This is a genomic window from Hydrogenophaga sp. PBL-H3, assembly GCF_010104355.1.
In the GTDB taxonomy this organism is placed as follows: Bacteria; Pseudomonadota; Gammaproteobacteria; order Burkholderiales; family Burkholderiaceae_C; genus Hydrogenophaga.
Map to the genome: position 1 here is coordinate 831,502 of NZ_CP044972.1, position 20,147 is coordinate 851,648.

Genomic DNA, 20,147 nt, shown 5'->3' on the forward strand with positions numbered 1-20,147 from the left:
CCGATGCCCGCTGATTTTGCCCCCATCAACCTCACCAATCATTTCCTGATTGCGATGCCCGGCCTCAGCGATGAGCTATTTGGCCGCAGCGTGGTGTTCATGTGCGAGCACAGCGAGCGCGGGGCGCTCGGCCTGGTGATCAACAAGCCCAGCGACATCCTGCTGCCCCGCCTGTTCGAGAAAGTCGACCTGCCCATGGGGCGCGACGATTTGGCGCTGCAGCCAGTGTTCCAGGGCGGTCCGGTGCAGACCGAACGCGGCTTCGTGCTGCACGAGGCGGTGTCGGGCGAGGGTGAGTCGGTCTACGCGTCCACCCTGTCCATTCCAGGCGGTCTGGAGATGACCACCTCGAAAGACGTGCTGGAGGCCATGGCCTCGGGCGCTGGTCCGCGCCGGGTGTTCGTCTCGCTCGGTTATGCCTCGTGGGGTCAGGGCCAGCTGGAGTCGGAAATTACCGAGAACAGCTGGCTGACCGTGGAGGCCGATCCTTCGCTGATCTTTGACGCGCCGGTGGCCGAGCGCTACGAGCGCGCCATGGCCTTGCTTGGCCTGCAGCCCTGGATGCTCTCACCCGATGCGGGGCATGCATGAGCGAGCTGGCCACAGCCGTGCCGGCTGAATGCCAGATGTTTCTTGCTTTCGACTTCGGACTTAAACGCACCGGGGTGGCCACGGGCAACCGCATCACCCGCAGCGCCACGCCGCAGGCCACCATCAACGCCGAAGGCGATGCGCGCTTTCCCTTGATCGCGCAACGCCTCAAGGAGTGGCAGCCCGATGCCCTGGTGGTCGGCGTGCCGTATCACCCCGATGGCGCAGCGCACGAGAACACCGCGCGCGCCCTGAAATTTGCCCGCCAGCTGCGTGGCCGCCACGGCTTGCCGGTGTATGAGGTGGACGAGCGATACAGCACCACCGAAGCCCACAGCCTGGGCGCCAAAGACGCCGACGCCGCGTCGGCCTGCATCATCCTGGAACAATTCTTGAGGAGCCTGCCTTGACCGAGTCTTTGCCTCTGAATGCAGAGGCGCTCTATGCCGAACTCCTGCCCGCGGTGAAGGGTTTGATCGACGCTTCGCCTGCGCCGGTGGTGCTCGCCGGCATCACCTCCGGCGGCGCCTGGCTCGCCGAGCGCCTGCAGCGCGACCTGGGACTGCCGGGCAACGCGGGCGTGATCTCGTCCAGCATGCACCGCGACGACTTCGCGCAGCGCGGCCTGGCATCGAGCGCGCAGACCGCGCTGCCCTTCGACGTGAACGGCGCGCACGTGGTGCTCGTTGACGACGTGCTCTACACCGGGCGCACACTGCGCGCCGTGATCAACGAACTGTTCGACTACGGCCGCCCGGCCAGCGTTCGGCTGGCGGTGCTGGTGGACCGGGGAGGGCGCGAACTGCCGATCGAACCCACCGTGTGCGCCGCCCGCGCAGAGGTGCCCGCGGACCGCTCGCTCGAACTCGCGCGCGACGATGCCGGCCGCCTGAGCTTCGTGCTTGAACCCAAGAAAGCCTGACCGTGCAACGCAATCCCCAGCTCAACAAGAACGGTGAACTCATTCACCTGCTCTCCACCGAGGGTCTTTCGCGCGACATCCTCACGCAGATACTGGACACCGCGGCCAACTTCGTGAGCGTGAGCAACCGCGAGGTGAAGAAGGTGCCGCTGCTGCGTGGAAAAAGCGTGTTCAACCTGTTCTTCGAGAACAGCACGCGCACGCGCACCACCTTCGAGATCGCGGCCACGCGCCTCTCTGCCGACGTGATCAACCTGGACATCGCGCGCAGCTCCACCGCCAAGGGCGAGTCGCTGCTCGACACCATCGCCAACCTCAGCGCCATGGCGGCCGACATCTTCGTCGTGCGCCACAGCGAGTCGGGTGCGCCGTATCTGATTGCGCAGCACGTGGCGCCGCATGTGCATGTGATCAACGCCGGCGACGGACGCCACGCGCACCCCACGCAGGGGCTGCTCGACATGTACACCATCCGCCACTACAAGCAGGACTTCACCAGGCTCTCCGTGGCGATCGTGGGCGACGTGCTGCATTCGCGCGTGGCGCGTTCCGACATCCACGCCCTCACCACGCTGGGCTGCCCCGACGTGCGCGTGGTTGGCCCGCGCACCCTGGTGCCGAGCGACCTCTCGCAGATGGGCGTGCGCGTGTGCCACACGCTGGAAGAAGGCATCAAGGACTGCGACGTGGTGATCACGCTGCGCCTGCAGAACGAACGCATGAGCGGCGCGCTGCTGCCCTCCAGCCAGGAATATTTCAAGAGCTTCGGTCTCACACCCGAGCGCCTGCGGTGGGCCAAGCCCGATGCGATCGTGATGCACCCAGGCCCGATCAACCGCGGTGTGGAGATCGACTCGGCGGTGGTGGACGGGCCTCAGAGCGTGATCCTGCCGCAGGTCACTTATGGCATTGCGGTGCGCATGGCCGTGATGTCCATCGTTGCAGGGAATGAAGCTTGACCCCCACGCTCCACCGCTTCGCGGGTCGCTGCCCCCCGAGGGGGCGCGTTTCGCCTTGGGGCGGCCCTGCGGCGAAACCTGGCACAACAAGGTAACGACATGAAGATCCTGATCCAGAACGGCCGCGTCATGGACCCGGCCACCGGCCGCGACGAGATCGCCGACGTGGCCATTGCCGCCGGCCGCATCATCGCCATCGGCAGCGTGGCGCCCGATTTCCACGCCAACCGCAAGTTAGATGCCACCGGCTGCGTGGTGGCACCCGGCCTGGTCGATCTGGCCGTTCGCCTGCGCGAACCCGGCCAGGAACACGCCGGCATGCTGGAGAGCGAAATGGCCGCCGCCGTGGCCGGTGGTGTGACCTCGCTGGTCTGCCCGCCCGACACCGACCCCGTGCTCGACGAACCCGGTCTGGTGGACATGCTCAAGTTCCGCGCCGAGAAGCTGCACCTGGCGCGTGTGTTTCCGCTGGGTGCGCTCACGCGCGGCCTGCAGGGCGAGGTGCTCACCGAGATGGCCGAGCTCACCGAGTCCGGCTGCATCGGCTTCGGCCAGGCCGAGGTGCCCATCGTCAACGTGCAGGTGCTGCAGCGTGCGTTGCAATACGCCGCCACCTTCGGCTACACCGTGTGGCTGCGTCCGCAAGATTTCTGGCTGGGCAAGGGCGTGGCCGCCAGCGGTCCGCTGGCCACGCGCCTGGGCCTCGCCGGCATTCCGGCGGCGGCCGAAACCATCGCGCTGCACACGCTGTTTGAACTCATGCGCGCCACGCAGGGCAAGACGCCCGGCAGCGCCAATGCGCGCGTGCACCTGTGCCGCATCAGCAGCGCCGCCGGGCTGGCGCTGGTGCGCCAGGCCAAGGCCGAGGGCCTGCCCGTCACTTGCGACGTGAGTGTGCACAACCTGCACCTGACCGACATCGATATCGGCTACTACGACAGCCGCCTGCGCCTGCAGCCACCGGTGCGCCAGCAGCGCGACCGCGACGCGCTGCGCGCCGGTCTGGCCGACGGTGCCATCGACGCACTGGTGTCCGACCACAACCCGGTGGACAGCGACGCCAAGACGCTGCCGTTTGCCGAGGCCGAGCCCGGCGCCACTGCCGTGGAACTGCTGCTCGGCCTGGCATGCACCTGGGCGCAGCAGGACGGCCTGGGCCTGATGCAGGCGCTGACCGTGCTCACCAGCGGTCCGCAATCGGTGCTGGGCGCCAGCCTGGGCACGCTGCAGGCCAGCGTGGGCCGCATCGCGGTGGGCGGCGTGGCCGACCTTTGCATCTTCGACCCCAACGCGAGCTGGACGGTGCAAGCCGATGCGCTGCGCAGCCAGGGCAAGCACACGCCCTTCGGCGGGCACGAGCTGCCGGTGAGCGTGCGCGCCACGCTGGTGGGCGGGCAGGTGGCGCACCAGGCGCTGGACGCGGTCGCGTGAACCGTCTGCGCGCCTCCTGGCGCGCCCTGCGTGCCATTGGCCACGTGTTGCGTGGCCTGTGGATCATCCGCACCGAATTCGGACGGCTCACGCCGTCGCAAACCCAGTTGCTGGTGCGCGAGTGGTCGCGCCAGATGCTGACCATCCTGGGCGTCGAACTCGTGGTGCGGGGCACGCCGCCCGCACACGGCCCGTTCTTGATGGTGGCCAACCACATCTCGTGGCTCGACATCCTTGTGATGAACGCCGCGCACCCCAGCCGTTTCGTCTCCAAGTCCGACGTGAAAAGCTGGCCGCTGCTGGGCTCGCTCATCACTGGCGCGGGCACGCTCTACATCGAGCGAGAGAGCCGGCGCGACGCCATGCGCGTGGTGCACCACATGGCCGATCGGCTGCGCGCGGGCGACATCCTCACGGTGTTCCCCGAGGGCACCACCGGCGACGGCCGAGCGCTGCTGCCCTTCCACGCCAACCTGTTCCAGGCGGCCATCACGGCCAATGCGCCGGTGTTGCCGGTGGCACTGAGCTTCGCCGACAGCCTGCGCGGCGGGCGACACGATGCACCGGTTTTCGTGGGCGACACCACGCTGGTCGCCTCGATCTGGACCACGCTGTGCGCCGACGGCGTGCAGGCGCAGGTGCTGTACGGTGAGGCGCAGCCGCCTCGCGGGCGCGACCGGCGGACCTGGTCGCAGGACCTGCGCGCCGAGATCGAGCGGCTTCGAGGCCTGCCGGGCTGATCAGCCCTTGGCGCGCTGCAACATCAGGGCGGCGTTGGCCTTGCGCTCGGCGTGCACCTTTTGCACGGTGGCCCGCTCGCCCACCAGTTTGAGGTAGTTGCCCACTGGCAGATCGGCCAGGTAGTCGCGGCCGTAGATGATTTTGGTGGCGCTGCTCACCAGCGGCAGGTGCACGGCGGCGGCGCAGTCGGCCAGCGTGAAGGTGTCGCCCGCGATGAAGGGCGAGAACTTCGCCAGCTGGGCAAAGGCCGCCACGTTCTTGGTGAGTTGCGCGCCGGTTTTTTCTTTGGCCGCGTCGCTCACCTTGCCACCAAAGAAGGCCTCGCCGTAGAGATTGCGCGCCACCAGCTCCAGGTGCAGTTCGAGGTATCGCAGGATCTCGCGCACCTTGGCCTTCTGGAATGCGTCGGCCGGCATGAGCGGGTGGGCGGGGTAGGCGTCCTCGATGTATTCGAGCAGCACGGTGGACTCGGACAGCGTACCCGCCTCGGTCTTGAGGTAGGGCACCTTGCCCAGCGGGCTGGCCGCCTTGTCGGTCTGGCCGAGCCAGGCCAGTTCTTCCTCGAACGGCACGCCTTTCTCAAGCAGCGCCAGCTTGACCTTGTTGTAGTAATTGCTGGCCGCGAAGCCGCAGAGTGTGAGCATGAGCTTGTCTCCGGAGGGGTTGTTGTGGCGCGATGGTAGTGGGTGTGCGCGGCCGGCACCCGTCTCGCAGTTGACCCCGCTGATAAACTTCAGCCCTATGCTGGCCCGCCCATTCCACCGTCGATTTGCTGCCTGGCTGGCCATGTTCGCCATGGTGTGCAGCGCACTCGCGCCCACGGTGGCGCAGGCGGTGGTGGCCTCGCAGGGCGGGGCTGGCTGGGTGCAGGTGTGCAGCGCCAGCGGCATGGTGTGGGTGCAGGCCGACACAGCTCAGGCAGCCGATGGCGAGACCCTGGTCAACGCCAGCGAATCCATGGCCGATGCCTCGCGCCACTGCCCCTGGTGCAACCTGCATGGCGCCGCCGGCCTGCCCCCTGCGTCATCGCCACAGCCCGCACTTGCGCTGCCAGCGCAACCGCCTCGCGCACAGGCGCCCGGAGCGAAGCCCGCCACCTTCTGGCCGGCAGCACCTTCGCGCGCACCCCCGCTGGCTTGAGGCGAGCGCCTCGCATCTGGGCGCCTGCCTCCTCATCCGCACGCTGTCTTTTCCGAGCCCCACCATGCCGTGGCGCGGGCCGGTTGGTCTCCATTCAAGCCTCCCATTGCGGGATATCGCCATGAAACAACTGTTCATTTCCACCTTGCTGGCCCTCACCGCCAGCGCCTGGGCGCAAGCGCCCGCCAACGTCGACGTCAAAGACGCCTGGGTGCGCGCCACCGTGGCGCAACAGACCTCCACCGGGGCCTTCATGCAACTCAGCGCCCGGGCCGACACGCGTCTCGTCGAGATCCGATCGCCCATCGCGGGCGTGGTCGAACTCCACGAAATGGCGATGGAGAAAGACGTGATGAAGATGCGCGCCGTCAAGGCGGGGCTGACCCTGTCCGCGGGGCAGCCGGTCGAGCTCAAGCCCGGTGGTTACCACGTGATGATGATGGACCTCAAGGGTCCGGTGAAGGCGGGCGACGTGGTGCCGGTCACGCTGGTGTTCGAGGGCAAGGATGGGCAACGCTCGACGCTGGATGTGAAGGCCATGGCGCGAGCGCTGGGCAATGCCGCTGCCGCAGCGCCCGCCGCGGCCGACCACAGCCAGCACAAGCACTGAGGCCATGAGCACCGCTCAACACGCGTCCACCGCGGACGCGGGGGTCGGGCCGTCCCGTTTTCACGCCGTGGCCTGGCGCTGGCACTTCTACACCGGCCTGTACGTCGTGCCCTTTCTGCTCATGCTCGCGCTCACCGGCGCGGTCATGGTCTTCTACACCGGGTTCCAGACCCGGTTCGGCTTCACGGTGCACGTGACGCCACAGGCCGCCGTGCAACCGGTCAGCGCACAGGCGCAGGCCGTGCTGGCGCTGCGCTCGCAAGGCCAGCTGCTCGAATACATCGCACCGCGCGCGTCCGATGAGGCGAGCTGGTTCGTGGTGAAACGCGACGGCCTCACCGAGGCGGTGGCGGTGGACCCGCACACCGCGCAGGTGCTGCACCTGGTGGACAAGGAGAACACCGTGTTCGCCTGGGCCGAGCGCATCCACGGCACGCTGCTGATGGGCGATGTGGGCGACCGGCTGATCGAGGTTGCTGCCGGATTCGGCATCGTGATGATCGCCACCGGCCTCTACCTGTGGTGGCCGCGGGGCGGCACACGCTGGGCGCAGGTGCTGGTGCCCAACCTGCGCCAGCGGGGCCGCCTGTGGTGGCGCTCGCTGCACGCCTGTGCCGGCTTCTGGCTCAGCGCGGTGCTGTTCGTGTTCCTGCTCACCGGCCTGTCGTGGACGGGTGTTTGGGGCGCGCAGTTCGCGCAGCCCTGGGGCACGTTTCCGGCCACCAAGTGGGAGGCGGTGCCGCAGTCGGGCGCCACCCACACCTCACTGAACACCGCCGGCCAGCACGAGGTGCCTTGGGGCCTGGAATGGACTCCGTTGCCCGCTTCGGGCTCGGCTGCCGGGCCATCGGTGAACCTGGACTCTGTGGCCGCGCTCGCGAAGCAGCTGGGCTTCACCGGCCAGCACCACATCCAGCTGCCCAAGGGTGACACGGGCGTGTTCACGATCTCGGCCGACACCATGAGCGGCGACCTGAAGGACCCCACGAAGGACCGCACCGTGCACGTGGACCAGCACACCGGTCGCGTGATCGCCGAGGTCGCCTTTGCCGACTACCCGCTGTTGGCCCAGGGCATGGCGGTGGGCATTGCGCTGCACCAGGGTGATCTGGGCTGGTGGAACGCGGTGCTCAACCTGCTCTTCTGCGCAGCCATCGTGTTGCTCTGCGTCAGCGGCGTGGTGATGTGGTGGAAGCGACGGCCAGCCCGCCGTTGGCGCATCGGGGCACCTCCGGTGCCGCGTGATCTGCCGCTGTGGAAAGGCGGCGCGGTGGTGATGTGTGGGGTGGCGCTGGCGTTTCCGCTCAGTGGCGCGGTGCTGCTCGCGGTGTTGCTGCTGGACGGGCTGGTGCTCTCGCGCCTGCCTGCCCTCAGGCAGGCACTGGGCTGATCAGACCGGCTGCGCGCGCGCCACACCCGGCGCAGGCGGACTCGACGCCCCCGACCCGCGCTCGAAGGTGACCACGTGGTCCACCTCGGCGCGGATGCCGATCCACTCGCCCACCGCGTGGTTGTGGTGCGAGGGCACGTGCGTCATCAGCACCTCGCCGCTGGCCAGACGCAGCGTGTAGAGGAACTCCGAACCACGAAACGCCTTGCGCAGGATCTGCGCTTTCACCGGCGCGCCGTCGTCGTGCACGATGTCGTCGGCGCGCAGCAGCACGTCGCACAGGCCCGAGGCGTAGGCCGTGGGCAGCGGACATTCGTCGACGTCCTGCAGCGCGCCCAGCGGCGTCTGCACCGACACCTCGTTGCCGTTCATGCGAATCTGCGCCGGCGCGAACACACCGTGCCCGATGAACTCGGCCACGAAGCGCGTGGCCGGGCGGTGGTAGAGCGCGTAGGCGTCTTCCCACTGGTGCAGGTGGCCCTCGTGCATCACGCCGATCACGTCGCCGATGGCAAAGGCCTCCAGCTGATCGTGCGTGACGAACAGCGCCGTGGCGCCCGCGGCCTTGAGGATGCCGCGCACCTCGTGCGCCAGGCGCTCGCGCAGGTCCACGTCGAGGTTGGAAAAGGGTTCGTCCAGCAACAGCAGTCGCGGGCGCGGTGCCAGCGCGCGGGCCAGCGCCACGCGCTGTTGCTGCCCGCCCGAGAGCTCGTGAGGAAAACGCTTCTGCATGCCGTCCAGTCCCACCAGCTTGAGCACCTCGGCCACCCGCGAATCGCGCTCATTGCGCGGCAGGCCGTCGATGCCGAAGGCGATGTTCTTGCCCACGTCGAGGTGCGGGAACAGCGCGTAGTCCTGGAACACCATGCCGATGCGGCGCTGCTCGGCCGGCATGTGGTGCGTGCCGTCGCTGACCTTCTCGCCTTCGAGCGTGATGCTGCCGCCGCTGGCGCGCTCCAGACCCGCCACCGCTCGCAGCAGGGTGGTCTTGCCGCAGCCCGAAGGCCCGATCAGCACGCCGATGTCGCCGGCTCGCAGCCCGAGCGAAACGCCATCCACCGCGGCCTGGGGCAGGCCGGGGTAGCGCACGCTGAGTTGGGAGACGTTGAGGAACATGTGTGTACTCGTGGATGGGTCATTGTAGATAACTACAATTCTCATTTGCATTGATGTGCATCAAAGGCCCCTCGTACAAAGCGGTGGGCCTGCGTGCCATCATCCCGCCCAGCCCTCAGTCTTCTTCCCACCTCCCTCACTTCATGCTGCGTTGGTTGGCCCTCGCCCCCTTGCTCCTGCTCGCTTGCGTGCTCGCGCTGCCCGTGCTCTCGCTCGGCGGCTCGTGGTTCCAGTTCGACGCCGTGGCGCTCGACGTGCTGGGCCAGATGGCGCAGACCGTGTTGCCCGAGTACGCGCTCACCACGGTGGTGCTCTGCGTGTCGGTGGCCCTGGGCGTGGCGCTGGTGGGCATGCTCACGGCCTGCGCGGTGACGCTGTTCGAGTTCCCGGGCCGGCGCTTCTTTGAATGGGCGCTGCTGCTGCCCCTGGCCATGCCGGCCTATGTGGTGGCCTACGCCTACACCGATTTCCTGCAGTTCAGCGGACCGCTGCAGGTGGGCATGCGCGAGAGCTTTGGCCTGAGCGGGCGGGTGTTCCCCGAGATCCGGAACACGCCCGGCGCGGTCTGGGTGTTCACGTTTTCGCTCTATCCCTACGTGTACCTGCTCGCCCGCACGGCCTTGTCGGAGCGCGCCTCGCAGCTGATGGAAGCCGCCCGCCTGCTCGGGGCACCGCTGGCGCGGCGCATCCGCGAGGTGGCCTTGCCGCTGGCCCGGCCGGCCGTGGCCGCGGGCGTGGCCCTGGCGCTCATGGAAACCCTGGCCGACTTTGGCGTGGCCAGCTACTTCGGCATCCAGACTTTCACCGCCGGCATCTACAAGGCCTGGCTGGCCATGGACTTGCCACAGGCCGCGGCCCAGCTCGCCACCATGCTGCTGGCCGTGGTGGCACTGCTGCTGTGGCTGGAACACCGCGCGCAGCACCGCATGCGCTTCTCCACCCTGCGCGGCCAGCGCGCCGGCAGCAACGAGGCCCAGCCCAGCCGCTTGCACGGTGCCCGCGCCGGCCTGGCCGTCGCACTGTGCGCCCTGCCCATCGCCTTTGGCTTCGTGCTGCCGGTGCTGTTCATGCTGCGCCCGCTCATCGGTGGCTGGGACGAGCTGCCCTGGACCTCCTTCGTGCAGTGGTCGCGCAACAGCGTGTGGCTCGCCGGCCTGTCGGCTGCGCTCGCCACGGTCATCGCGCTGACGCTGGCGTTTGCCGTGCGTGCCTGGCCCGGCAAGGTCACCCGTGGCGTGGTGCAACTGGCCAGCCTGGGCTACGCGGTGCCCGGCGCAGTGATCGTGGTGGGCCTGCTGTTGCCGGTGGGCTGGCTGCAAACCATGAAGCCCGACAGCAGCGTGGGTTACTTCGTCACCGCCACCGCGCTGGGCATCGTGTGGGCCTATATGGTGCGTTTCACCGCCGTGGCCTTGCAGTCGGTGCAAAGCGGCTATGCGCGCATCCCCGCCAGCCTGGACGACTCGGCCCGCATGCTCGGCACCACCGGCCTGGGGCTGGCCGCACGCGTGCACTGGCCGCTGCTCAAACGCTCCACCGCCGCCGCCGCGCTGCTGGTCTTCGTGGACGTGATGAAGGAACTGCCCGCCACCCTGGTGCTGCGTCCCTTCAACAGCGACACCCTGGCGGTGGTGACCTACCAGCTGGCGCGCGACGAGCGCCTGGGCGAGGCCGCGCTGCCCGCGCTCACGCTGGTGCTGGTGGGGCTGGCGCCGGTGATCCTGTTGAGCCGGGCGTTGAGACAGCGGTAAGCGGGAGTTGGCCCACATGCTCAACAAACCCCAGGAAGAGAGGCGCCGGCTTTTGGCGCTGGCCGCCGCCACTGGCGCTGCGGCCCTGGTGGCCGGGTGTGGCACCCGCGCGCCCCTGCCGGGTCAGGCGCCCGCCAGCGCGGCCTACCGCCGGCTCGCCGCGACCCACCTCTACCGCAAGTACCCGGAACGCATCTACAGAGGGCAACTGCCGCCCATGCTGTACGCCATCGGCGTGCTTGAAGTGGAGCTGGACCAGGGCGGACGCGTGGGCTCCACGCGCTGGCTGCGCGGGCCCAGCCACGCGCCAGAAGTCATGGTCGAGATCGAGCGCCTGGTGCGGGCGGCGGCGCCGTTTCCCTCGCCGCCGGGCTTTGGGCGGGTCCAGTATGTCGACACCTGGCTTTGGGACCGCAGCGGGCGCTTTCAGCTCGACACACTGACCGAAGGGCAGCTCTGATGCCCTTCGGATGCATCAGGATTTGCCCATCTCCTTCGGGCCGCCATTGACACCCCACGGCGTGCCGAAGCGGTCCGTCACCATGCCGAAGGTGTCGGCCCAGAAGGTCTCACCCAGCGGCATGCCCACCTTGCCGCCCTCGGCCAGGGCGTTGAACACGCGCGTGGCTTCCGCCACCGTGGGGTAGGTGATGGCCAGCATGCAGTCCTGGATGCCGGCGTAGGGCACGCCGGGCGGCGCGTCGCCGGCCATGAGGGCGAAGTCGGGGTGCACCAGGTAGGCGTGCATGACGCGGTCGGCGTGCCCGGGCGGCACCGGCATCTCGCCGGGCATCTGGCCGTAGGTGATGAGCGCTTCGAGCCTGGCGCCCAGCACCTTGGCGTAGAACGCCATGGCTTCAGCGCAGTCGCCGTTGTACGAGAGGTAGGCACAGAGTTGGATGGACATGGGGGTCTCCTGAAAGGGTGGTTGAGCCTTGGACTGGCCATGCAACGACGAACGGGGCGGGTCGTTGTCGACATCATCGGCCTGCCGTGCGTCACCGAACAGACCCCGCTGTCCGTCATCCGTAACGTGAGATGCCGGTCTCGTTTTGCAGACCCTCCGGAGACCCCCATGTCCATCACCGCCCCCACCGCTTTTCCCTACACCGGCATCCCCAGCACCGAGGTCGTGCGCGAGCCGGGCCACACCGGGATGGCCGAGCACGGCACCCAGATCACCAAAGACCTGCTTCAACACGCCAACGACCGCGTGGAGCATGGGACGCACGAGGCGGAACTGCACGCCGAGACTGGATGGACTGCCACGGGCGCGCAGATGAAGCGCCAGGCGCTGGCGGTGTGTGACGTGGCCGTGGAGTCGGCCGACAACCTGCGGGGGGAGATCCGTGCCCATCCGCTGTTGGCGGTGTTCACCGGCATCGTGGTGGGCGTGCTGCTGGGTCGCGCCCTGCGTTGAAGACCGGTGGCCGGTCGGCAGGGGCTGGTGCGGCCAAAGGGAATCGAACCCCTATCTGGCCCTTAGGAGGGGCCCGTTCTATCCATTGAACTATGGCCGCGAAAGCGAGAGCGCATTGTACGGGGGCGACTCCGTGCGGGCCGCCGCGGGCAGGCGCAGCAAGCTGCCGCAGACCGGCACGGTCTCCCCCAGAAAGTCGAGAAAGCTGCGCACGGCGGGTGACAGGCCCCGGCGCGAGGGAAACACCGCGTGAACCACGCCCACCGGGGTGGACCACTCGGGCAGCAGGCGGACCAGCCGGCCATCGCGCAGTTCCTCTTCGCACATGTAGTCGGGCAGCCAGCACATGCCGCTGCCGCCGAGCACGGCGAGCTTGAGCGTGAGCAGGTCGTCGGCGATGAAGCGGGGACGGTACTGCAGCACGGCCTCACGGCCCTGCGCGTTGGTCAGGCGCACGCTCACCAGGCCATCCACCGCCGACATGGCCACGCTGTCGAGCTGGCCGGCCTCGACCAGCGTGGCGGGCGTGCCCTGGCGTTCCAGCAGCGCCGGGCTGGCCACCAGCACCGAGCGCGCATCGTCCAGTCGCTTCACGACGAGGCTGCCGCTGTCTTCCAGCGTGAGGCGCACGCGCAGCGCCACGTCCACCCCGTCTTTCACCAGATCCACCACGCGGTTGTTCACCTCCATTTCCACCCGCACCTGGGGGTGGCGCGCGAGAAAGATCGGCATCACGTTGGCCAGCACCGTCTGCGCCAGCGTGACCGGGCACACCACGCGGATGGTGCCGCGGGGTTCGGTTTGCGCGCTGGCCACGGCATCGGCAGCGGCCTGGGCCGACTCGCGCAGCGCCTGGCAGTGGCGCAGGTAGGTTTCGCCCACCTCGGTGAGCGAGAGCTTGCGGGTGGTGCGCTGCAGCAGGCGCACGCCGAGCTGCGCTTCCAGCCCCGCCACGCGGCGCGACAGGCGCGACTTGTGCAGGCCCAGCGCCCGCCCGGCCGCCGCGAAGCCGCCGCGCTCGACCACTTCGGCGAAATAGAGCATGTCGTTGAGGTCTTGCACAAGGACTCCCGGTGATTGTTCTGAATATGGAACGGTTTATTGCAATTTTGCCGACTTATCAAGAATTCGTTCCAGATTCAAACTCCATCCATCGCCACACCGCGTGGCTCCCCAACCCTTTCAGGAGTACCTCATGCAACTGCTGCACATCGATTCCGCCATCACCGGCGACCAGTCCGTTTCCCGCCAGCTCACCGCCAGCACCGTGGCCGCCTGGGTGGCCACCCACCCCGGCACCCAGGTGCAGCACCTGGACCTGGCCGCCGACGTGGTGCCCCACCTGAGCGCCGACGCACTGGGTTTTCGCACCGGCCAGGCCGCCGCCACCGAAGCGCAACGCCGTGAAAACGCGCTGTCCGAAGCGCTGGTGAGCCAGTTCCTCGCGGCCGACGTGGTCGTGATCGGCGCACCGCTCTACAACTTCACCATCCCGACCCAGCTCAAGGCCTGGATCGACCGCGTGGCGCAAGCTGGCCGCACCTTCACCTACACCGACAAGGGCCCACAAGGCCTGGCCAGCGGCAAAACGGTGATCGTGGCGATCACCCGCGGCGGCGTGTACTCCACCAGCGAAGGTGGCCGCGCCATGGAACACCAGGAAAGTTACCTGCAGACGGTGCTGGGTTTCTTCGGCATCACCGACGTGCGCTTCGTGCGCGCCGAGGGCGTGGCCATGGGCCCGGACGCCAAGGCGCAGGCGCTGAGCACCGCCGAGGGCGAGATCGCCGGCCACACGGCCGAGGCCGCGCTGGCCTGATCGATTCTCCGGCGCGAAACCCTCACAGCCCAGAACACCGCGGAACTGGCTTTGCCAGGCCGCAGGTGTTGCCCCCTGGAAGGGGGTGACGCGCCGCAGGCGCGGCGCGGGGGTTAGTCATATTGAATGGTGAAGATGAGGTCGAGCGCGTTTTCTTCACCGGCCCGCGCCCGCACCGTGAGGCGGCGCGACACGTCGTAGAAGATGCTGACCGTGCCCAGTGCGCCCGCCAGGCTGCGTTCGTAGCTGAGGTAGAGGTTGCTGGACAGCCGTTTGCCCAGCGTGAGCGCGGCGGCGGCGGCCGAACCGTCGGCGTTGGTGCCGCTGCCGGCGATCGAGAGTTCGTCCAACCCCAGGGCGCCCGCGAGGCCGCCGTCCAGGCGGCCGTCGCGTCCGGCCAGCAGGGCCAGCGCGGCCTGCTGCAACACGGCGGCTTCAGCCCCCGCGCCGCTGGCCGGGCGGCCGAGCACCAGCCACGCGAGTTTTTCGCTGTCCGGCAGTTCGGGGTCGGAGAACAGGCGCACGCGCGGCGTCTGCGCCGTGCCGCTGATCTGCACACCCACGCGCTGGCTGCTGTTGGGGCGCACCGCTGTGATGTCCAGCGTGGGGTTGTCGTACGGACCGGTGAAGCGCAGCACACCGTTTTCAATGGTGAGCTGCTGGCCGTAGGCGCGGTAGGAGCCGCGCACGGTGCGCACGTCGCCCAGCACACGCGGCGTGGGCAGCTCGGGCGTGCTGCGCACGTTGATCTGCCCGGCCAGCCGCGTCTGCAGGCCCTGGCCACTCACCTGGAAATCGTCGCCCAGGTCGATGTCGACCAGCACGTCGGGCCGCACGCGAAACGCGCCCGGCGCCACCAGCGCGGTCTCGGTGCCGCGCACCACCACGTCGGCGCCCAGGCTGGGGGTGGATTCGTCGGGCAGCACGAAGAGGGCGGAGTTGGCCAGGAGGCGGCCGCGGATCTGCAGCGCCGTGCCCACCAGCTCGGCCTGCAATTGGCCTGAGAGCGTGAGGCGCCGATCGGCCCGCGACGACACGCGCAGCTGGGTCGCCGTGGCCTGCAGGTTGATATAGGGTTGGCGCTGGCTCGCGCCGTTCACCGTGACGCGCTTGAACTCGGTGGTGCCGCTGGCCAGCAGCGTGCCACCCGCTTCGGCCCCACCGCGGCCCTGCAGGTAGAAGCGGTCGATGGTGATGCGCTCGCCGGCCAGCGTGGCGCGCAGCTCCCCGCGCGAGAACGAGATGCCGTTGACGATGGAGCGCAGGGCCAATTGGTCGGCCTGCAGCGTGCCGTTCCACAGCGGGTTGGCGCGCGTGCCGCTCAGCGTGGCGCTGGCCGCCAGCGTGCCGCGCACGCGCCAGCCCGGTGGTGCCAGCGCGGACCACACACCCACCTGCGGCAGGTTGGCCGTGATCGTGCCTCGCAGCGGTGCATCGGGCGCCCAGTGCCAGGCGGTCTGCTCGCCACCGGGCGGGCTCAGCGTGGTGCCGAGGTCGGCACTGGCCTGGCCCAGGCGCTCGCTGTCCCAGCGCAGGCTGGCCTGCACATTGGGGCCTTGCGTGGTCACGCTCAAGCGAGCCTCTTTGATGCCGGACTGCAGGCGCTGGGTGGAGGTGGTGTTTTCATCGAACGCGCCGTCGGTCTGCACGGAAAGATCACCGCTGCGGCGCTGCAGTTGCGCGCTCAGGCGCGGGGGCGTGGCGGCGTCGGCGGGCAGGAGGAAGTCCCAGTTGCCGTCGAACACCAGGTCACCACCCAGGCCGGCCTGGCTCAGCGGGCCGCCTTTTGCGCCCTCGGCTGTGGTCAGGGCGTCCACCCAGGAGAGCGGCAGGCCGGTGAGCTGGCCGCGCGTCATCAGCGCGCCCTTTTGCCAGCTGAGCTGGTCCCAGGCCAGGATCATGGGGGTGGGGGTGGCCGCTGCGGCTGGGCCCGCGCGGTTGCTGAAGCTGGGCAGCAGGCGCAGCTGGCCGGCGTCAGCCTGCAGGTTGATGGCGGTGCGCGCGTCCTGCCAGCGCAGGCCGAGCGCGGCGGCGGCTTGCAGCGTCCAGTCCACCACGCGGTCCTTGCGCGCACTGTCGGTGGCACGCAGTTGCAGTCGGGTCAGGTCCAGCCGTCCGCTGTCGATGTCGGGCCGCTGCGCGCTGCCGAGTTGCAGCCGGCCCTGGGTGTCCAGCGTGCCGCGCCAGGGGCCTTGTTCGGCCTGGCCGGTGGTGGTGATGTCGAGCTGGTGGGGCTGGCCGCTGGCTTGCAGGCTCAGGTTGGCCAGCGTCAGCGTTTGCAGCGTACCCACCACGGCGTCGGTGCCGGTGGCCGGATCGGCTGCGCGCGCTGCGGTGCCGCGCGTGATGGTCAGTCGCGGCGCCTGCAGCCGGGCTTGCAGGCGCGGTGGAGCGGCGCTGGTGGCGCCTGTCGCTGGCGTGGGGTAACCGAGCACGCCCAGGCCGCCGTCCCAGCTGGCGGTGAGGCGGGCATTGCCCTGGGCTTGCAGGCCGGGCTGCGCGTCGAGCTGTGCGCGCAGCAGCGGGCCGACCACCGGGAGCGTCTGCAAGCTGCGCACCCAGGCGAGCACACGCGAAGCGTCGTCCAGCGCCAGGTCGAACTCGCCCTTGCCCTGCGCGTGCGCCACGCGGCCTTGCCAGTCGCCTTGGGCGCCGGGCAGCTTGAGCGCGAGGCGCCCGTCAAAACGGCGCGCACCCACATCGAGCTGGCCCTGGCCGTCCAGCGTGGCGTCTGCCATGCCAGCGCTGATCGTGCGCAGGTCGAGCACGCCGAGCGCGGCGTTGTCGGGCTGGGGCGTCCAGCGGCCTTGCAGGTTGAGGTCGCGCAGGCGCAGGCCGGCGAGCTGGCCCGCCCTGGGCTGGGTGCCCGAGGGCTTGATCACCGCGTTGAGGTCCATCGCCGGTGTGGCCGATGCGACGTTCACCGCGCGGGCGGAGAACGTGCCATCGAGTGCGGCCGGCGCGATGCTGCTCCACAGCGCGGCTGGGTTGATGCGGCTGGCCTTGAGCTCGCCCTGGAAGTCGCCCCAGGGTGAGGCCGCCGGCTCGCGCCAGCCCTGGCCCTGCAGGCGGCCGCCGCCGAGCTGGGCGTCCAGGCTGGAGAGCGTCCAGCGCGCGCCGCGCTGCTCCAGATCGGCCTGCAGGCTTTGCAGCGGCAGGCGTTGTTTGTCGGCGGGACCGGGCACAGCGTTGGTCAGGCGCAGCTCGGCGCGCCAGGCCTCACCGTCGGGCCGGGCGGTCGCGGAGCCGCTGAGTTCGGTCACCGGGGCTTTGGGCCAGAGCGCGGCGAGGTTGAGGCGGTTCATGCGCGCGTTGGCCGCCTCGATGGGCTGGGTCTTCCAGGGGCGGATGCGCGCGGTGGCATCGAGCACGGGCGTGTCGGTGGCACTCGCGGCGCTGGTGGTCAGGCTGGCGGTGGCGTCCAGCGCGGCGTCGGACTCGGCCAGCTGGCCCGTGACCTTGGCCAGGGCTTTGAGCACGAGCGCCTGGCCGCCGGGCACCGTGGCCTGCACTTCGCCCTGCGCGTCCAGGCGCAGCGGCATCGGTGCCTGCGCGCCCAGCACCGCCTGGACCTGGTACAGCCCGCCAGCCACCCGCAGGTTCTCCAGATCGAGCTGGTGCGCATCGGCCACGCCCAGGTTCCACAGGCTGTCGGCCGGGCGGTAGCGGTACTGGCCCTTGAGGCCGCTGAGGGCAAGTTCCTGCTTGCCGTCGAGCACCAGTTCGCCCACCGACCAGGGCAGCGTCACCGCCATGGGCAGCGTGATGGGCTGCAGCGGCTCCACCGGCGTGGGCGGGCGGCGGTCGGTGATCTGCAGGTGGCCGATGTCGAATTGCGAGAGGCGCAGGCCGCGCGCGAGCAGGGCGTCGAGCCAGAAGCGGTTGTCCAGCGCGATGCGCACGCGGGTGGCCTGCACGGTCAGTTCGTCGCGCTGCCATTGCAGCCGCCCGATCTCGCCGCCGTTGCGCAGGCTGCCCTGTACCTCGGCCACGCTGAGCGTGCCCGCGCCCGGGCCCTGATCGGCCATGTAGGACTGGCCCCAGCCGATGGCCTGCGCGAGCGAACCCGCCGTGCCGGCCCACACCCAGGTGGCGATGGCTGCCGCGAGCACCAGGCCGAGCAGGGCACCGGGCAGCCAGAAGGCGAACCACCGGAGGCCGTCTAGCGCGTGCCGCCGGCGTTTCTGGGGATCGGGCGCGGGGCTCATGCGTTCAGCCATCAGAACGTGAAGCCGACGTTGAGGTGCAGGCGCCAGCGCCGGGTCTCAAGGCCGTAGCCCAGATCGAGTTGCAGCGGACCCACCGGGCTGTTGTAGCGCACGCCGGTGCCCACGCCCCACAGGGGTTTGAGATCGCCCGCGCGGTTGGCCACGGCGCCGCCGTCGATGAAGAGCACGCTCTCCACCGGCGAGCGGCCGTTGGCATTGAAGATCGGGCGCTGCCATTCCAGGCTGACCACACCCTTGTAGCGCCCGGGCAGCACGCTGCCATCGGACTGGCGCACACCGATGTCGCGCAGGCCGTAGCCGCGCACGGTGGCGTCACCACCGGTGAGGAACAGCTGGGTGTCGGGAATGGCGGCACTGCGTTTGGCCAGCACCGCGCCACCTTCGAGGCGCAGCGCCAGCCGGCCGAGGCTGGTGCGGTTGCCGGGCGTGTTCACCACACGCGCTTCGCCCGGCTTGGGCTCGGGTGGCGGCGCAAGGCCACCCAGCGGCCAGTAGCCGAGCCAGCGCGCCTGGGTGCGCGCAAACGGCAGCCGCGTGCTGCCCAGCGTGTAGCCCACACCCAGCTCCACCGCGAGGCCGTGGCCTGCGTTGGGGGAAATCGGGTCGTCGAACCGCCGGCGGGTCCAGGCGTAGTTGGCGGTGATCGAGGAGTTGGCCTCGGCGGTGCGCAGCGTCTGCGTGGCTTCGTTGAAGACGCTGGCGCGGTCGTACTGCAAATAAAAGCTGCGGTCGTACTCGATGCCGTCTTGCGACTGGCCCGCGCGCAGGCGCTGGCTGGTGGTGATATTGAAGTCGTCCTGTTCCCGCAGCAGCCGCCCGCCAGCGATCCAGCGCCAGCCATCGTTGCTGGGCGGAGAGCTCCAGTCGGTGCTGGCGAGCTGGTCCACACGCTCGAGCTTGAGCGCGCTCACGGCGCGCCAGCCGATGCCGGGCAGGCTGTGGTGCGTGTGTTCGATCGACAGGCGCGCGCCGCTGTCCGTGCTGCCACCCACGCCGAGCACCAGCTTCTGGCGCAGGCTCTCGCGCAGCTGCACCTTCACCGGCAGCGTCTCGCCGTCCATGCTGGGCTCCACGAACACGAAGGCCGAGTCGTAGTAGCCGCTTTCGATCAGGCGCTGCTGCGCGGCCTGCAGCTGGGCCAGGTCGTAGTCGCTGCCGGGCACCACGCCGGAGAGGCGCACCAGGCGCTCCACCGTGGTCTTTTCGTAGCGCTGCGCACCGTCCACCACCACCTCGCCCATGCGCATGGCGGGGCCGGAATCGAGCTCGATGTAGAGGTTGGCCTGGCGCTGGTCGGCGTCGATGTCGGCCAGGCTGTTCTGCACCCGACCCGCCGGGTAGCGCCGCGCGATCAGGGCGCGCAGCGCCGCGTCCTTGGTGCGGTCCCAGTCGCTCTGCGAAAACGGCAGGCCCTGGATCCGCCGTGCCTCGTACTGGATCGCTTCGCGCTGGTCGGCGGCTTCGGGTGCGGTGGCGATGTCGCCCACAAAGGACACATTGACCGTGGCGACCTGCGTGATGGGGCCCGGCGAGACGCGGATCGTCACCGTGCCCATTGGCCGGGAACTGGTGGTGTCGTTGCTGGCGGCCGTGTCGGCGGCCTGGGGCAGCGCAGGGGGTCCGATCACCTCCACCAGCGGCGAAAAATGCCCCAGCGTGGCGAGCAGTTCACGCAGGTTGGCGGGGGCGGCCGCCAGCAGCCGCGTGAGTTCGTTGGCATCGAGGTTGCGCAGCAGGCGAAAGCGCTGCAGCTCGATGTGGCGCAACAGGAACTCGCGCACCTCGTCGGGCGCCTGCAGGTCGATCTCGAAGCGGGGTGCTGCCGGCGCACGAGGTGTGGTGCGGCCGCGGGGCACCGCCGCGTCGGCATCGGCAGGCTCGTCCGACGCGTCCGCCGGCTGGGCGACGGGAGCTTGCACGGCCTGCGCCCAAGCGACCTGCGGCTGCACGAGCGGCCACAGCGCGGCCATGCAAAGCAGGAGCGACCCCGCCCAGCGGGCGGGGTCCGGAGCAGGACATTTCATGCAG

The 20,147-nt window shown here is 69.6% G+C and carries 19 protein-coding genes and 1 tRNA gene; 13 read left to right on the plus strand and 7 right to left on the minus strand.

Annotation, left to right across the window (positions count from 1 at the left end):
- The first annotated feature begins 3 nt into the window (after positions 1-3).
- The 6 genes from F9Z44_RS03950 to F9Z44_RS03975 all read left to right on the plus strand — a co-directional run bounded on the left by F9Z44_RS03950 (position 4) and on the right by F9Z44_RS03975 (position 4,643).
- On the plus strand, positions 4-591 hold the full coding sequence (locus F9Z44_RS03950) for a YqgE/AlgH family protein (protein ID WP_159603784.1): 588 nt from the start codon (positions 4-6) through the stop codon (positions 589-591).
- Complete coding sequence (ruvX, locus tag F9Z44_RS03955; RefSeq protein WP_159603785.1) at positions 588-1,001, plus strand: Holliday junction resolvase RuvX; 414 nt, start codon at positions 588-590, stop codon at positions 999-1,001. Before F9Z44_RS03950 ends, ruvX begins: the two co-directional genes overlap by 4 nt.
- Positions 998-1,513 (plus strand): bifunctional pyr operon transcriptional regulator/uracil phosphoribosyltransferase PyrR, encoded by a 516-nt coding sequence (gene pyrR / locus F9Z44_RS03960; protein WP_236574245.1) that lies wholly within the window; start codon positions 998-1,000, stop codon positions 1,511-1,513. Before ruvX ends, pyrR begins: the two co-directional genes overlap by 4 nt.
- Entirely contained in the window at positions 1,510-2,472 is a 963-nt protein-coding gene (locus F9Z44_RS03965) for an aspartate carbamoyltransferase catalytic subunit (RefSeq protein ID WP_159608570.1), read from the plus strand. The genes pyrR and F9Z44_RS03965 overlap by 4 nt, the downstream gene beginning before the upstream one ends.
- A 99-nt stretch (positions 2,473-2,571) precedes the next feature.
- On the plus strand, positions 2,572-3,903 hold the full coding sequence (locus tag F9Z44_RS03970) for a dihydroorotase (protein ID WP_159603786.1): 1,332 nt from the start codon (positions 2,572-2,574) through the stop codon (positions 3,901-3,903).
- Positions 3,900-4,643 (plus strand): lysophospholipid acyltransferase family protein, encoded by a 744-nt coding sequence (locus tag F9Z44_RS03975; RefSeq protein WP_159603787.1) that lies wholly within the window; start codon positions 3,900-3,902, stop codon positions 4,641-4,643. Before F9Z44_RS03970 ends, F9Z44_RS03975 begins: the two co-directional genes overlap by 4 nt.
- Here F9Z44_RS03975 and F9Z44_RS03980 read toward each other — a convergent pair whose 3' ends face one another.
- Positions 4,644-5,288 (minus strand): glutathione S-transferase family protein, encoded by a 645-nt coding sequence (locus F9Z44_RS03980; protein ID WP_159603788.1) that lies wholly within the window; start codon positions 5,286-5,288, stop codon positions 4,644-4,646.
- Between the two features lie 97 nt (positions 5,289-5,385).
- Here F9Z44_RS03980 and F9Z44_RS03985 point away from each other — a divergent pair, with 97 nt between their 5' ends.
- From F9Z44_RS03985 to F9Z44_RS03995, 3 genes are all read left to right on the plus strand, one after another.
- A complete protein-coding gene (locus tag F9Z44_RS03985; RefSeq protein WP_159603790.1) occupies positions 5,386-5,784 on the plus strand; it encodes a DUF2946 domain-containing protein in 399 nt (132 codons plus the stop codon).
- A 121-nt stretch (positions 5,785-5,905) separates the two neighbouring features.
- Positions 5,906-6,394, plus strand: coding sequence for a copper chaperone PCu(A)C (locus tag F9Z44_RS03990; protein WP_159603792.1), 489 nt, complete (start codon positions 5,906-5,908; stop codon positions 6,392-6,394).
- A 4-nt stretch (positions 6,395-6,398) separates the two neighbouring features.
- Positions 6,399-7,784, plus strand: a complete 1,386-nt coding sequence (locus tag F9Z44_RS03995; protein ID WP_159603794.1) for a PepSY-associated TM helix domain-containing protein — start codon at positions 6,399-6,401, stop codon at positions 7,782-7,784.
- On the opposite strand, the gene F9Z44_RS04000 is transcribed toward F9Z44_RS03995, so the two are convergent.
- On the minus strand, positions 7,785-8,900 hold the full coding sequence (locus F9Z44_RS04000; RefSeq protein WP_159603796.1) for an ABC transporter ATP-binding protein: 1,116 nt from the start codon (positions 8,898-8,900) through the stop codon (positions 7,785-7,787).
- Between the two features lie 143 nt (positions 8,901-9,043).
- Here F9Z44_RS04000 and F9Z44_RS04005 point away from each other — a divergent pair, with 143 nt between their 5' ends.
- Positions 9,044-10,651: an ABC transporter permease gene (locus F9Z44_RS04005; protein WP_159603798.1), complete on the plus strand. Its 1,608-nt coding sequence runs from the start codon at positions 9,044-9,046 to the stop codon at positions 10,649-10,651.
- Positions 10,652-10,667: 16 nt separating this feature from the next.
- Positions 10,668-11,111: a hypothetical protein gene (locus tag F9Z44_RS04010; protein WP_159603800.1), complete on the plus strand. Its 444-nt coding sequence runs from the start codon at positions 10,668-10,670 to the stop codon at positions 11,109-11,111.
- Positions 11,112-11,126: 15 nt separating this feature from the next.
- On the opposite strand, the gene F9Z44_RS04015 is transcribed toward F9Z44_RS04010, so the two are convergent.
- Complete coding sequence (locus F9Z44_RS04015) at positions 11,127-11,558, minus strand: VOC family protein (RefSeq protein WP_159603802.1); 432 nt, start codon at positions 11,556-11,558, stop codon at positions 11,127-11,129.
- A 168-nt stretch (positions 11,559-11,726) separates the two neighbouring features.
- Between F9Z44_RS04015 and F9Z44_RS04020 the strand changes: the two genes are divergently transcribed.
- Entirely contained in the window at positions 11,727-12,071 is a 345-nt protein-coding gene (locus F9Z44_RS04020; protein WP_159603804.1) for a hypothetical protein, read from the plus strand.
- A gap of 25 nt (positions 12,072-12,096) precedes the next feature.
- Here the strand turns inward: F9Z44_RS04020 and F9Z44_RS04025 are convergent.
- A tRNA-Arg gene (locus F9Z44_RS04025) sits at positions 12,097-12,171 on the minus strand.
- Positions 12,162-13,133, minus strand: coding sequence for a LysR family transcriptional regulator (locus tag F9Z44_RS04030; RefSeq protein ID WP_159603805.1), 972 nt, complete (start codon positions 13,131-13,133; stop codon positions 12,162-12,164). Before F9Z44_RS04030 ends, F9Z44_RS04025 begins: the two co-directional genes overlap by 10 nt.
- Before the next feature lie 133 nt (positions 13,134-13,266).
- On the opposite strand from F9Z44_RS04030, the gene F9Z44_RS04035 reads away from it, so the two are divergent.
- Positions 13,267-13,890 (plus strand): FMN-dependent NADH-azoreductase, encoded by a 624-nt coding sequence (locus tag F9Z44_RS04035; protein WP_159603806.1) that lies wholly within the window; start codon positions 13,267-13,269, stop codon positions 13,888-13,890.
- 113 nt (positions 13,891-14,003) lie between these two features.
- Here the strand turns inward: F9Z44_RS04035 and F9Z44_RS04040 are convergent, their stop codons facing one another.
- Positions 14,004-18,098 (minus strand): translocation/assembly module TamB domain-containing protein, encoded by a 4,095-nt coding sequence (locus F9Z44_RS04040; RefSeq protein WP_159603807.1) that lies wholly within the window; start codon positions 18,096-18,098, stop codon positions 14,004-14,006.
- Between the two features lie 11 nt (positions 18,099-18,109).
- Entirely contained in the window at positions 18,110-20,143 is a 2,034-nt protein-coding gene (locus tag F9Z44_RS04045; RefSeq protein WP_236574246.1) for an autotransporter assembly complex protein TamA, read from the minus strand.
- Positions 20,144-20,147: the final 4 nt, after the last annotated feature.

Excerpts from the sequence above, each read along its gene's own strand:
- F9Z44_RS03950 (WP_159603784.1), top strand. The coding sequence starts at position 4 with ATGCCCGCTGATTTTGCCCCCATCAACCTCACCAATCATTTCCTGATT.
- ruvX (WP_159603785.1), top strand. The coding sequence starts at position 588 with ATGAGCGAGCTGGCCACAGCCGTGCCGGCTGAATGCCAGATGTTTCTT.
- F9Z44_RS03970 (WP_159603786.1), top strand. The coding sequence starts at position 2,572 with ATGAAGATCCTGATCCAGAACGGCCGCGTCATGGACCCGGCCACCGGC.
- F9Z44_RS03980 (WP_159603788.1), bottom strand. The coding sequence starts at position 5,288 with ATGCTCACACTCTGCGGCTTCGCGGCCAGCAATTACTACAACAAGGTC.
- F9Z44_RS03985 (WP_159603790.1), top strand. The coding sequence starts at position 5,386 with ATGCTGGCCCGCCCATTCCACCGTCGATTTGCTGCCTGGCTGGCCATG.
- F9Z44_RS03990 (WP_159603792.1), top strand. The coding sequence starts at position 5,906 with ATGAAACAACTGTTCATTTCCACCTTGCTGGCCCTCACCGCCAGCGCC.
- F9Z44_RS03995 (WP_159603794.1), top strand. The coding sequence starts at position 6,399 with ATGAGCACCGCTCAACACGCGTCCACCGCGGACGCGGGGGTCGGGCCG.
- F9Z44_RS04000 (WP_159603796.1), bottom strand. The coding sequence starts at position 8,900 with ATGTTCCTCAACGTCTCCCAACTCAGCGTGCGCTACCCCGGCCTGCCC.
- F9Z44_RS04005 (WP_159603798.1), top strand. The coding sequence starts at position 9,044 with ATGCTGCGTTGGTTGGCCCTCGCCCCCTTGCTCCTGCTCGCTTGCGTG.
- F9Z44_RS04010 (WP_159603800.1), top strand. The coding sequence starts at position 10,668 with ATGCTCAACAAACCCCAGGAAGAGAGGCGCCGGCTTTTGGCGCTGGCC.
- F9Z44_RS04015 (WP_159603802.1), bottom strand. The coding sequence starts at position 11,558 with ATGTCCATCCAACTCTGTGCCTACCTCTCGTACAACGGCGACTGCGCT.
- F9Z44_RS04020 (WP_159603804.1), top strand. The coding sequence starts at position 11,727 with ATGTCCATCACCGCCCCCACCGCTTTTCCCTACACCGGCATCCCCAGC.
- F9Z44_RS04035 (WP_159603806.1), top strand. The coding sequence starts at position 13,267 with ATGCAACTGCTGCACATCGATTCCGCCATCACCGGCGACCAGTCCGTT.
- F9Z44_RS04040 (WP_159603807.1), bottom strand. The coding sequence starts at position 18,098 with ATGAGCCCCGCGCCCGATCCCCAGAAACGCCGGCGGCACGCGCTAGAC.
- F9Z44_RS04045 (WP_236574246.1), bottom strand. The coding sequence starts at position 20,143 with ATGAAATGTCCTGCTCCGGACCCCGCCCGCTGGGCGGGGTCGCTCCTG.